The 11,725-nt window shown below is 68.4% G+C and carries 9 protein-coding genes, 4 tRNA genes and 1 pseudogene; 8 read left to right on the forward strand and 6 right to left on the reverse strand.

Features of this window, described 5'->3' with window-relative positions; genetic code table 11:
• Positions 1 to 360 precede the first annotated feature (360 nt).
• Together STSP_RS30930 and STSP_RS30935 are read left to right on the forward strand one after the other, a co-directional pair.
• Positions 361 to 699: an STAS domain-containing protein gene (locus tag STSP_RS30930; protein WP_067284328.1), complete on the forward strand. Its 339-nt coding sequence runs from the start codon at positions 361 to 363 to the stop codon at positions 697 to 699.
• An 89-nt stretch (positions 700 to 788) separates the two neighbouring features.
• On the forward strand, positions 789 to 1,079 hold the full coding sequence (locus STSP_RS30935) for a hypothetical protein (RefSeq protein ID WP_067284329.1): 291 nt from the start codon (positions 789 to 791) through the stop codon (positions 1,077 to 1,079).
• Between the two features lie 96 nt (positions 1,080 to 1,175).
• Here the strand turns inward: STSP_RS30935 and STSP_RS30940 are convergent, their stop codons facing one another.
• Complete coding sequence (locus STSP_RS30940; protein WP_067284330.1) at positions 1,176 to 2,237, reverse strand: PP2C family protein-serine/threonine phosphatase; 1,062 nt, start codon at positions 2,235 to 2,237, stop codon at positions 1,176 to 1,178.
• 582 nt (positions 2,238 to 2,819) lie between these two features.
• Here STSP_RS30940 and STSP_RS30945 point away from each other — a divergent pair.
• Complete coding sequence (locus STSP_RS30945; RefSeq protein ID WP_067284331.1) at positions 2,820 to 4,064, forward strand: cation:proton antiporter; 1,245 nt, start codon at positions 2,820 to 2,822, stop codon at positions 4,062 to 4,064.
• Positions 4,051 to 4,428, forward strand: coding sequence for a CBS domain-containing protein (locus STSP_RS30950; protein WP_078067640.1), 378 nt, complete (start codon positions 4,051 to 4,053; stop codon positions 4,426 to 4,428). Before STSP_RS30945 ends, STSP_RS30950 begins: the two co-directional genes overlap by 14 nt.
• Before the next feature lie 137 nt (positions 4,429 to 4,565).
• Here the strand turns inward: STSP_RS30950 and STSP_RS30955 are convergent.
• The 5 genes and pseudogenes from STSP_RS30955 to STSP_RS30975 all read right to left on the reverse strand — a co-directional run.
• Positions 4,566 to 4,937: pseudogene (locus STSP_RS30955) on the reverse strand (NfeD family protein); the annotation flags it as partial.
• A gap of 293 nt (positions 4,938 to 5,230) precedes the next feature.
• Positions 5,231 to 5,304 (reverse strand) — tRNA-Ile (locus tag STSP_RS30960).
• 200 nt (positions 5,305 to 5,504) lie between these two features.
• Positions 5,505 to 5,577: transfer RNA gene (locus STSP_RS30965), tRNA-Asn, on the reverse strand.
• A 5-nt stretch (positions 5,578 to 5,582) separates the two neighbouring features.
• A tRNA-Asn gene (locus STSP_RS30970) sits at positions 5,583 to 5,655 on the reverse strand.
• 5 nt (positions 5,656 to 5,660) lie between these two features.
• Positions 5,661 to 5,733, reverse strand: a tRNA-Asn gene (locus tag STSP_RS30975).
• Between the two features lie 151 nt (positions 5,734 to 5,884).
• On the opposite strand from STSP_RS30975, the gene STSP_RS30980 reads away from it, so the two are divergent.
• From STSP_RS30980 to STSP_RS30995, 4 genes are all read left to right on the forward strand, one after another.
• Positions 5,885 to 6,181 carry a hypothetical protein gene (locus STSP_RS30980; protein WP_067284332.1) on the forward strand — a complete coding sequence of 99 codons (297 nt, stop codon included), beginning with the start codon at positions 5,885 to 5,887 and terminating at the stop codon, positions 6,179 to 6,181.
• Positions 6,182 to 6,332: 151 nt separating this feature from the next.
• Entirely contained in the window at positions 6,333 to 7,781 is a 1,449-nt protein-coding gene (locus tag STSP_RS30985; protein WP_067284333.1) for an FGGY family carbohydrate kinase, read from the forward strand.
• Positions 7,782 to 7,992: 211 nt separating this feature from the next.
• A complete protein-coding gene (locus STSP_RS30990) occupies positions 7,993 to 9,726 on the forward strand; it encodes an ABC transporter ATP-binding protein (RefSeq protein ID WP_067284334.1) in 1,734 nt (577 codons plus the stop codon).
• On the forward strand, positions 9,726 to 11,654 hold the full coding sequence (locus STSP_RS30995; RefSeq protein ID WP_067284335.1) for an ABC transporter ATP-binding protein: 1,929 nt from the start codon (positions 9,726 to 9,728) through the stop codon (positions 11,652 to 11,654). The genes STSP_RS30990 and STSP_RS30995 overlap by 1 nt, the downstream gene beginning before the upstream one ends.
• Positions 11,655 to 11,725: the final 71 nt, after the last annotated feature.

Consider the following 11,725-nt stretch of genomic DNA (forward strand, 5'->3'; position numbering starts at 1 on the left):
TATGCCCTGGTTCTGCTCGGCCACGCCCACCCGTCCTCTTGATGATTCGCTGACGTCTTTCTAACGCACGGGTCGCGCTCGCGTTCCAACGGGGGTGAGGACCATTGCCGGAATCCGGAAGCCCGAGCGAGGGCCTGCGGCATACGGCCATCTCGACGTGGATCTGTAGGTGCTTGGCGCTGCGGTGACCTCGCTCGACGAACGGCCCAACAAGATCGTCGGAGTGAGCCGAGAAGGCTCATTCGGAGCCGCGCAGCGAAGGCGCAAGGTAGTCGGGCCACGGATCCCGGCTATAGGCTCGCAGACAGGCGTGCCGGGAAGTCTGGTCGGCGGAAGCATTCCCCTGCCCCTGGAGCCCTCATGCACAGCTTCCGCCTCCGCCGCCGATTCCGGCCGAAGCGCCACCGCGCACACCAGGTGGTCCGACTGCGCGGCGAGATCGACGCGCGCAACGCCAACGCCATCGGGCAGCGTCTACTCAAGGCGGTCAGAGTCGGACCGGACGTACTCGAGGTCGATCTGGCTCGGGTGACCTATCTCAGCCCGGACGGCTGCGCGTCCTTCTTCGCGGCTCTTGCGGCTGCCCGTGCTCAGGGCTCGCATCTGCGGATCACCCATGCCAACGACAGAGCACTGTCCACGTTGCGCGAGATCGGCCTCTGCCGAGTCCTGCACGACACTGACGGCGGTGACCGGTGAACTGGCTCGTGCGACGCCGCCCTCCGCGTACGGCCGCGGTCCATATGCGCCGGGTTCCACCGAAAGAGCCCGGCGGTGCGGCACAGATCGTGCTCACCGACGACCGGGACCGGATCGTCGGCGGCCTCAAGTACCGGACCTGCGGCCTCTGCCGGACAGGTCGTGTGGAGCACATCTGGATCACCGGCCCTCTGCAGGGCCGAGGCATGGGGCGGGAAGCCCTCCAAGCCGCGGTGGCCTCGGCGCCCGGCTACACCTGGGCGACCTCACGCCAGTCGACTCAGGGGCGCGCGTTCTTCGCAGCTATGAGCGAGGAACTGGAGATGCCCTTCGCCAGAAACACAGCACGCTGCGGCCACGACCCTGGACGTGCTTCCTGATACCTCTCAGGAGCACCATGGACTCTCACGAGCGTTTCTCCTCTCGGTGCCACGGGCTCTGAAAGCGCCGCGTCCGCAGCTCGCATCGACTCCTGGTCACGGATCGCGGTACCGCAGCAGCAGCATCGCCGCATCGTCGTGCAACGGCCCTTCGGCGTGCTGCACCAAGTCCGCACGCAATGCCTCCAATGCCCCTTGAAGGTCCGGGTCCTTAAGCAGGGCGGTGCGCTCGCCGAGGGGATAGAAGGCGCCCGCGCCGTCGCGGGCCTCGGTGACGCCGTCCGTGTAGAGGAGGATCTGGTCACCGGGCGAGAAGTCCACGCAGAAGGGCTCGGGTCCTCCCGCTCCGTGGATGCCGAGCCCCAGCGGCAGTGCGTACTGCGGCGGCTCGGGGAAATGGGTCGTGCCATCGGCTCGTACGAGCATGGGGGCGGGATGCCCGTAGTTGAGGAAGGTCACCTGCTCGTTGTCGTCGCGGAGTTCGACGAGCAGCGCGGTGACGAACTTCTCCCCTTGCAGCTGTCGGTCCATGGCGCGCTCAAGGCGTCCGCTCAGACCTGCCAGTTCGGATTCGTCGTGCGCGGCCTCCCGGAAGGCACCCAGCACATGCGCCGCGGTCTCGACCGCTTCGAGTCCCTTGCCCTGTACGTCACCAATGATCACACGGATTCCGCCGGGCGACGCGACCACCTCGTACAGGTCGCCGCCGATCCGCGCCTCGGCGACCGCCGACGTGTACGAGACCGCCACGCGCAAATGCCCCGCACTGCGCGGCACCGGTCGCAGCAGCACGCGCTGGGCGACCTCGGCGATCGACCGGACGCTCGCCAGCTCGGCGTCCCGGCGGCCTCGCATGACTGCGGCGGCAAGGCCGGCCACCGTCACCCCGGCGACGCAGACCAGCGCCGTGTATCCGCGTCGCTCCCCCAACTGCCCGTCGTAGACGGCGAGCAGAGAGCACACCGCCAGGGCCAGTACGCCGATCAGTGCCGTACGCCGCCAGCTCCCCACCAGCCCCGCGAAAGCAGGCCCGAGCGACACCAGGGACAGCAGGCCCACATCCGGGCCTGCGGCGACATCCGCCGCCGCGACCAGCGCCATGACCACGTACGGGAGGGCCGCCAGCACCTGGTACGTGCGAGTGTTCCCCTCAGGCATGGTCCCCCCCGGACGTGACGACGTAGACGTACCGGACTGAAAGCCGCGGAACCGGCTTCACTCCTCATTGAGCCTATGCAACGTTTCACGCGCCGATTCAGCACGCCCGCCGCTCCGTTACGGAATCGAAGCAACATTGCACATGTGTCGCATTTAGCCCCATGGCGGTCCGTATTTCGCTTCTTCGCAGCGGCGGATGCGGCTGCGCGCATTCGGTCTCCCCATCGTGCTGCCATTTCTCCTCATGCCGCTGCTGCTCGGGCCACAACTGCCACTTCGTCGGGCTGCTGCCATCCGACACACCGTAGGCAACGGCACAGGCACCACGCGATGACAGCAGATCCACCCTGCGCGCGACGCAGGCTTCCCCTCGCGCCCGCGACCACCCCACCGGGGGCTCACCAGACTGACGACGCACGCGAAGGGTTCACCATGCCGGTCTCCGGCAGTCTCGGCCCCAGTAAGTGTCCGCCAAGAGCCCGTCATTGCCGCGTAAAGAACGGTTAGGGTTCCCAGCGGTGTGCCGGGAAGCCTGGTCGGCGGTCTTACTACAGGTCTCTTTGTCGATCGGGGATTCTGGCCATGGTGCTCATCGCAGTATTCGGAGTGGCGCTGCTCGTCGCGGTACTCCTGTCGGGTCTCGCGGCCCGCACGGTGCTGTCCACCTCCTTCCTCTTCCTGGCCGGCGGTGCGCTGGTCAGTGACGGCTTCCTCGGGCTGATCCACATCACCCCGGACAGCGAGATGGTGTCCGTGACGGCCGATCTCGCCCTGTTCGCCGTGTTGTTCACCGACGGCATGCACGTCTCCTTCCCGAAACTGCGCGCCAACTGGAAGAACCCCGCCCGCGCGCTGGGCCTCGGGATGCCCCTCGCCTTCGTCGGCATGGCACTGGTCACGCACTACCTGGCGGGCCTGGACTGGACGACGTCCTTGCTGGTCGGCGCGGTACTCGCGCCCACCGACCCGGTGTTCGCCTCGGCCATCGTGGGCCGCAAAGAAGTCCCCGCGAAACTCCGCCAGTTGCTGAACGTGGAGAGCGGCATCAACGACGGCCTCGCCCTCCCCGTCGTGCTCATCTTCATCGCCGCGGCCGGTCCGACGTCCGGCCACGCGGAGTCCTCCCTGACGAAGATCGCCCTGGAGCTCGTCCTCGGGCTGGCCTTCGGCGTCATCCTGCCGATGGCCGTCATCGCCCTCGTACGCTTCCGCCTACTCGGCGCGGAGCCGAAGCTCCAGCCCCTGCTCCCCCTCGCGATCGGCGTGATCCTGTACGCGACGTGCCACCTCACCCACGCCAACCCGTACCTGGCCGCCTTCACCGCGGGCGCGGTACTCACCGCCCGCTCTCCGGAGGCCAAGGAAGCCTTCGAACCACTGGGCGAGGCACTGGCCGAGCTGGCGAAGTTCGCGGCCCTGCTGGTCTTCGGCGCGCTGCTCACCCCGCAGCTCTTCGGCGACCTGTCGATCGGCGGATACATCGCGGTCATCCTCGCGATCGTCCTGATCCGCCCCGCCTCGCTGCTGATCTCGCTGCTCGGCACACGCTTCGACCGGCGGGAGAAGCTGGTCGCGGCCTGGTTCGGGCCCAAGGGTTTCGCCTCGGTCGTCTACGGACTCCTGGTCCTGCAGGCCGGGATACCGCAGGGCCAGGAGGCGTACACGCTCATCGCCGTGTGCATCGCCTTCTCGATCGTCGCGCACAGCAGCACCGACGTGCCCATCGCACGCCTCTTCCACGTCGACGACTTGGCGGGAGTGCCCGCGGCCCGCAAGGACGAGGACACCGCCCCCGCCGCGAAGGAGACCGACCATGTCGGCACGTGAACTCGCCGAGCCCTACCCATTCGTGTCCACGGACGACGACGCCACCGAGGCGGCCCGGCTCCTGGCCGAGCACCGACTGCCCGCACTGCTGGTGGTCGACCCGGATGGCCAGCCGTACGCCATCGTGCCCGGCTCCCAGCTCATCGGACGCCTGGTACCCGACTACTCATTGGACGATCCCCTGGTCGCCGCCACCATCAGCGACCGTCACCTCGACGAAGCACTGGAGCAGATGGTCGGCCGCACGGTCGCCGACTGGCTGCCGCGCCGCAGGTTCAGGCCCCCCGTCGTGGGACCGACGCAGGCGTTCCGCAGATCGCCGCACTCATGGCCCCACGCACAGCCCGCTGGTCGCCGTCGTTGAACGCGACGGCGACCAGGTCAACTTGGTCGGCGCTGTCACGGCCGCCCACCTGGTGGAACAGCTCATCAGGGCATCGTGAACGACGGTGAGGATGACAACCGGTTCCACAGTGCCTCCGTTGCTGTGTGTTCAGCCGTTCACGGAAGGAGTTCGCGGGGGTAGACGATGGCCGTGGCGCCTTCGATCTCCATGACGTCTACCAACGCTCCCACCGGTATCACCAGACTCTCGTCGAGGGCGCGGGCGGACCACTCCTCGCCGGAGAGTTTGATCAGGCCGTGGGTTGCCGTGACCTCCTGCATGACCTCGGCCCGCTTGCCGATCAGCGCATCACTGCCCTCGCGGGTGAGGGGTTGCTGTGCCATACGCCGCAGCGCGACAGGACGGACGAGGACGAGACCCGCTGCCGCTGCTACCCCCAAGGCAACGAGCTGGGGAAATGGATCCGGGAGCACTGTGCCCACGCCGGCCTCGAGGTCACGCGGGTCGACCACCTCAGCGATCAGTGCAGGAGGGACAGCAGCCACACTTCACGCTGATCGCTTCTTCATAGATCGCACGGCGGGCGCCGATCTCGAAGGGTGGAGTCTGCTGCCCTCCACCAACGGAACCCCGAAGCCTCCCGCCAAGATCAAAAGCCGCAGGACGGCGGCATAGGACCTCGTAGCCCGTCTCGGCGCCGTCCGGCTGTAGGGCCCCTGGATCTTGGTCTAAGCGAGTGAAGAGGGTCGCCACGCCCGCGTGGCGACCCTCGTTCTTGCGTTGTCGCAGGTAAAAACGATCCTGCGAAAGTGTGCGCACGTGGGGCGGGTGGGACTCGAACCCACGGCCGACGGATTATGAGTCCGCTGCTCTAACCGGCTGAGCTACCGCCCCGTTACGGCGCGTCGCGCACATTTGTACGCGCCGTCTGCCGCAGCATAGCCGTTCATACGATCTCCTGCGTCCCATGGTCGGCCTAGCCGCGACCATGAGGACTCCAGGCATGCCCACGCGGTTCCCGCGGACGGGGCAGCCATGCCCCGGAGACCCGGATCGGACATGAAAAAGGACCCCTGAGGGGTCCTTCCCGGCTGCTCCCCCGACTGGACTCGAACCAGTAACCTGCCGGTTAACAGCCGGCTGCTCTGCCAATTGAGCTACGGAGGATCGAGCTCCCCCGACTGGACTCGAACCAGTAACCTGCCGGTTAACAGCCGGCTGCTCTGCCAATTGAGCTACGGAGGATCGAGCTCCCCCGACTGGACTCGAACCAGTAACCTGCCGGTTAACAGCCGGCTGCTCTGCCAATTGAGCTACGGAGGATCGCCTCGTTGCATCGAACGTACCTACCTGGGTATTCGCCAGGCGGCGCGCGCTCGCTGCAGCACATACATTAGCGCAAGCAGGGGGGTGCTCCGCCAATCGGTACTTCCGCGACCGACTGCGACGCCGACGCAAGGGAAGGGTGGCAGCCATGCGCTACCGGCTCACATTCATCGCCGGGGTCGTCCTCGGTTACGTGCTGGGGACGCGGGCCGGACGGGAGCGCTACGAGGAGCTGAAGAAGTCCGCCCGGTCCTTCGCGCAGAACCCGGCCGTCCGCAATGCCGCCGAGTCGGCGGCCCAGCAGAGCCGTGTCTATGCGGGCAGGGCCCTGCACGTGGTGGGCGAGAAGGTCGGCGACCGGGTGCCCGACTCGGTGACCGAGCGGGTACGGGCGCTGCGCGAGCGCACCGGCACCGACGATGACTGGGGCACCAGCAATACCTGAGCTGGTGCCCCCCCTGTCTGGGGGCTCCGCCCCCAGGCCCCCGTGTCGCCCTTCGGGCTCGTCCTCAAGCGCCGGACGGGCTGATTGGTCGCCGGGCGGGCTGGCCTTCTGTGGTACGGAACACGTCCCTCCGTGGGGCAGAATTTCCGCCATGGGGATAGTCGCCGGGCTGGACAGTTCACCCGATTTCACTCGCATCGTCGTCTGTGACACGGACACGGGGGCCGTGCTCAGGCAGGGGTATGCCCCTCATCCCGTCCCGGGGGGCGGCGACGGCGGGCGGCTCTCCGACATCGATCCGCAGGCATGGCTGCTGTCCCTGGGCGAGGCCGCCGGCGGCGGGCTGCTCGAAGGGGTGCAGGCCATCGGCGTCTCCGCGCAGCAGAACGGGGTCGTGCCGCTGGATGCGCAGGGCGGCATCGTGCGGCCCGCGATCGTGGGCAACGACAAGCGGGCCCAGGTCGCGGCCGTCGACCTGATCGACCAGCTCGGCAGCCGGGACGCGTGGGCGGCAGCGGTCGGCTGTGTGCCGGGGGCCGCGCACCCGGTGACCAAGCTGCGCTGGCTGGCGAAGACCGAGCCCGAGGCCGCACAGCGCACGGCGGCGGTCCTGCAGGCGCATGACTGGCTGGTGTGGCAGCTGCTCGGGCGGCCCGCTCGGCGTACGACGGACCGGGGCGGGGCGTCGGGCACGGGTTACTGGTCGGCGGCGACGGGTGCGTACCGGCCGGATCTGGTGGAGATGGCGCTCGGGCACGGGGCCGCGGTGCCGGAGGTGATCGGGCCCGCCGAGGCCGCGGGCACCACGCCCGAGGGGCTGCTGATCTCGGCCGGCACGGGCGACACGATGGCGGCGGCGTTCGGGCTCGGGGTCGGGCTCGGCGACGCGGTGGTGTCGCTCGGGGCGTCCGGTTCGGTGATGGCCGTGCACCAAGAGGCGCTGACCGACTCCACCGGGATGATCACGTCGCTGGCGGACGCGACGGGCGGGCATCTGCCGGTGGTCCACACGCTCAACGCCGTACGGGTCCTGCGCGGGACGGCGGAGCTGCTGGGCGTGGACCTCGAGGGGCTGTCGCAGCTGGCGCTGAAGTCGACGCCGGGCTCGCACGGGCTGGTGATGCTGCCGTATCTCGAGGGCGAGCGGACCCCGCATCTGCCGCATACCGCGGGCACGCTCGCCGGGCTGCGGCGGGAGTCGATGAAGCCCGAACACCTGGCGCGTGCAGCGTTCGAGGGGATGCTGTGCGGGCTCGCGGACGCGCTGGACGTGCTGCGCGGTCGGGGTGTCGAGGTGCGCCGGGTCTTTCTGCTGGGCGCGGCCGCGGAACTGACCGCGGTTCAGGCCGCGGCGCCGTCGCTGCTCGGCGTGCAGGTCGTCGTGCCGCAGCCTGCGGACTACGCGGCGCTCGGCGCGGCGCGGCAGGCGGCCTGGGCGCTGGGCGTCTCGCAGGGCACGCTCGACGCCCGTACCCCGCCGGCCTGGCAGGGCGCTACTGCCCAGGTGTTCGAGCTCGGTGAGGAACTGGCGGTTGGTCAGGCGGTGCGGCAGCAGTTCACGGCGGTGCGGGAACAGACCCATCCGGCTGCGTTCGGCTGACGGGCGCGCCGGTGCGAGCGATCGGCTGTTCGCATCGACCCCGCTTTTCGCCCTATTTGGACCGTTCTTGGGGCAATCATGAGGCAATCATGGGTGGCGCTCCCGGCGTAATTGCTTGAGGTAACGCAGGTGGAGTGTCGGACGATAGTGGGGTGGTGCACCGATCCGTGTCTGGTGCACCTACCTTCCTGCCGACACCGAGAGACGAAGCGTGCTCATACGACTTCTGCGGACCTACCTCGGTCCGTACAAGAAACCGATCGCCCTGCTGGTGGTGCTGCAGCTGCTGCAGACCTCCGCGACCCTCTATCTGCCCACCCTCAACGCGGACATCATCGACGACGGTGTCGTGAAGGGCGACACCGGCTACATCCTGAGCTACGGCGCCTTCATGCTCGCGGTGACCGTGGTCCAGATGACCTGCAACATCGGCGCGGTGTACTACGGCGCGCGCACGGCGTCGGCGCTCGGACGCGACGTCCGCGCCGCGGTCTTCGACCGTGTGCAGTCGTTCTCCGCACGTGAGGTGGGCCACTTCGGGGCGCCGTCCCTGATCACCCGGACCACGAACGACGTGCAGCAGGTGCAGATGCTCGTCCTGATGGCATTCACTCTGATGGCGTCGGCGCCCATCATGTGCGTCGGCGGCATCGTCATGGCGCTCGGTCAGGACGTGCCGCTGTCCGGTGTGCTGCTGGCGGTCGTCCCGCTCCTCGGCATCGGTGTGAGTCTCATCGTGCGGCGGCTGCGGCCGCTCTTCCGGACGATGCAGGAGCGCCTGGACACCGTGAACCGCGTGCTGCGCGAACAGATCACGGGTAACCGCGTCATCCGGGCCTTCGTCCGGGACGCCTACGAGACGGAGCGTTTCCGCGGCGCCAACGAGGAGCTGACCGAGGTGTCGCTCGGTACGGGCCAGCTGCTCGCGCTGATGTTCCCCATCGTCATGACCGTGGTGAACGTCTCGTCGATCGCGGTGGTCTGGTTCGGTGCGCACCGGATCGACAGCGGCGGCATGGAGATCGGCGCGCTGACGGCGTTCCTCGCCTATCTGATGCAGATCGTGATGTCCGTGATGATGGCCACCTTCATGTTCATGATGGTGCCGCGGGCCGACGTCTGCGCCGAACGCATCCAGGAGGTCCTGGACACCGAGAGCAGCGTGGTGCCTCCGGCGTCTCCGGTACGGGAGCTCAGGCGCCACGGCCATCTGGAGCTCCGTGCGGCCGGGTTCCGCTATCCGGGTGCCGAGGAGCCGGTCCTGAAGGCCGTCGATCTGGTGGCGAAGCCCGGTGAGACGACCGCCGTGATCGGGTCGACGGGCAGCGGCAAGTCGACGCTGCTCGGCCTCGTGCCGCGGCTGTTCGACGCCACGGACGGCGAGGTGCTCGTCAACGGCGTGGACGTACGGACCGTCGACCCCCAGCTGCTGGCCAAGACGGTCGGCCTCGTACCGCAGAAGCCGTACCTCTTCGCCGGGACCATCGCGACGAACCTGCGCTACGGCAATCCGGACGCGACGGACGAGGAGTTGTGGCACGCGCTGGAGGTGGCGCAGGCCAAGGAGTTCGTCGAGCGGCTCGAGGGCGGCCTGGACGCGCCCGTCGCACAGGGCGGGACCAACGTCTCCGGCGGACAGCGGCAACGGCTCGCGATCGCGCGGACGCTGGTGCAGAAGCCCGAGATCTATCTCTTCGACGACTCCTTCTCGGCCCTGGACTATGCGACGGACGCCGCCCTGCGCGCGGCTCTCTCGCAGGAGACGGCCGAGGCGACCGTCGTGATCGTCGCGCAACGGGTCGCCACCATCCGCGACGCCGACCGGATCATCGTCCTCGACGAGGGACGCGTCGTCGGCACGGGCCGCCACCACGAGCTGATGGCGGACAACGAGACGTACCGGGAGATCGTGCTCTCCCAGCTGACGGAAGCGGAGGCAGCCTGATGGCCGGGCCCGGAGGACGGATGATGGCCGGGGGCGGCCCGGACCAGCGCTCGATGGACTTCAAGGGGTCGGGCAAGCGCCTGATCGCCCAGTTCAAGCCGGAGCGCACCACGATGTACGCGATGCTGGCGGCCGGTGTGCTGAGCGTCGCGCTGTCCGTGCTCGGCCCGTGGATACTGGGCAAGGCGACCGACCTGGTCTTCGCGGGCATCATCGGGCGGCAGATGCCCGACGGCACCACCAAGGAGCAGGCGCTGCAGGGCCTGCGCGAGCGCGGCGACTCGGGCATCGCCGACATGCTCGCCGGGGTCGACTTCACGCCCGGCCAGGGCATCGACTTCGGCGCCGTGGGCTCCGTACTGCTGTTCGCGCTCGGCACGTTCCTGGTGTCCGGTCTGCTGATGCTGGTGGCCACGCGGCTGTCGACGTACGCCATCAACAAGACCGTGTACCGGATGCGCGAGGACATCCAGGCGAAGCTGTCGCGGCTGCCGCTGTCGTACTTCGACAAGCGGCAGCGCGGCGAGGTGCTCAGCCGCGCCACGAACGACATCGACAACATCGGCCAGACGCTGCAGCAGTCGATGGGACAGCTCGTCAACTCGGTGCTGAGCATCATCGGCGTGCTGGTGATGATGTTCTGGATCTCACCGCTCCTCGCGCTGGTCGCGCTGGTGACGGTGCCGCTGTCCTTCGTGGTCGCGACGAAGGTCGGCAAGCGGTCGCAGCCGCACTTCGTGCAGCAGTGGCGTACGACGGGCAAGCTGAACGCGCACATCGAGGAGATGTACACCGGCCACACGCTGGTGAAGGTGTTCGGGCGTCAGGAGGAGTCGGCGAAGCAGTTCGCCGAGCAGAACGACGCGCTGTACGAGGCCGGGTTCAAGGCGCAGTTCAACAGCGGCATCATGCAGCCGCTGATGTTCTTCGTGTCGAACCTCAACTACGTGCTGGTGGCCGTGGTCGGCGGGCTGCGCGTCGCGTCAGGCTCGCTGTCGATCGGTGACGTGCAGGCCTTCATACAGTACTCGCGGCAGTTCTCGATGCCGCTCACGCAGGTGGCGTCGATGGCGAACCTCGTGCAGTCCGGCATCGCGTCCGCCGAGCGGATCTTCGAGCTCCTCGACGCCGAGGAGCAGGAGGCCGACCCCGTACCGGACGAGCGGCCCGAACGCCTGTGCGGCCGCGTCGCGTTGGAGAAGGTGTCCTTCCGCTACGAGCCCGACAAGCCGCTCATCGACGGCCTGTCGCTCACCGTGGAGCCCGGCCACACGGTCGCGATCGTCGGCCCGACCGGCGCGGGCAAGACCACGCTGGTCAATCTGCTGATGCGGTTCTACGAGGTCACGGGCGGGCGGATCACGCTGGACGGCGTCGACATAGCGAAGATGTCCCGCGACGAACTGCGCTCCGGCATCGGCATGGTCCTCCAGGACACCTGGCTGTTCGGCGGCACCATCGCGGAGAACATCGCGTACGGGGCGGCGAAGGACGTTTCCCGTGAGGAGATCGAGGAGGCGGCGCGGGCTGCCCACGCGGACCGCTTCATCCGCACCCTCCCGGACGGCTACGACACGGTGATCGACGACGACGGCACGGGGGTCAGCGCGGGCGAGAAGCAGCTGATCACCATCGCTCGGGCCTTCCTCTCCGATCCCGTGATCCTGGTGCTCGACGAGGCGACGAGTTCGGTCGACACCCGTACGGAGGTGCTCATCCAGAAGGCGATGGCCAGGCTTGCGGATGGGCGGACGTCGTTCGTGATCGCGCATCGGCTGTCGACGATTCGGGATGCGGACACGATTTTGGTGATGGAGAACGGGGCGATTGTCGAGCAGGGCTCGCATGAGACGCTGCTTGCCGCTGGCGGGGCTTATGCGCGGCTGTATCAGGCTCAGTTTGCGCAGGCTGTGGCTGAGGTGGACTGAGGGGCTGCCCGCCGTCGGGGGTGCCGCTGTGCCCACCCGTGCCGCCCCAGCGGCACGACTGCCCACAGCGG

It is taken from the genome of Streptomyces jeddahensis, from assembly GCF_001642995.1.
Lineage (GTDB): Bacteria > Actinomycetota > Actinomycetes > Streptomycetales > Streptomycetaceae > Streptomyces > Streptomyces jeddahensis.

What these genes read in the sequence shown, in the direction of transcription:
- STSP_RS30985 (WP_067284333.1), top strand. Translation starts at nt 6,333, where the DNA reads ATGGGGATAGTCGCCGGGCTGGACAGTTCACCCGATTTCACTCGCATC.
- STSP_RS30950 (WP_078067640.1), top strand. Translation starts at nt 4,051, where the DNA reads ATGTCGGCACGTGAACTCGCCGAGCCCTACCCATTCGTGTCCACGGAC.
- STSP_RS30945 (WP_067284331.1), top strand. Translation starts at nt 2,820, where the DNA reads ATGGTGCTCATCGCAGTATTCGGAGTGGCGCTGCTCGTCGCGGTACTC.
- STSP_RS30980 (WP_067284332.1), top strand. Translation starts at nt 5,885, where the DNA reads ATGCGCTACCGGCTCACATTCATCGCCGGGGTCGTCCTCGGTTACGTG.
- STSP_RS30930 (WP_067284328.1), top strand. Translation starts at nt 361, where the DNA reads ATGCACAGCTTCCGCCTCCGCCGCCGATTCCGGCCGAAGCGCCACCGC.
- STSP_RS30995 (WP_067284335.1), top strand. Translation starts at nt 9,726, where the DNA reads ATGGCCGGGCCCGGAGGACGGATGATGGCCGGGGGCGGCCCGGACCAG.
- STSP_RS30940 (WP_067284330.1), bottom strand. Translation starts at nt 2,237, where the DNA reads ATGCCTGAGGGGAACACTCGCACGTACCAGGTGCTGGCGGCCCTCCCG.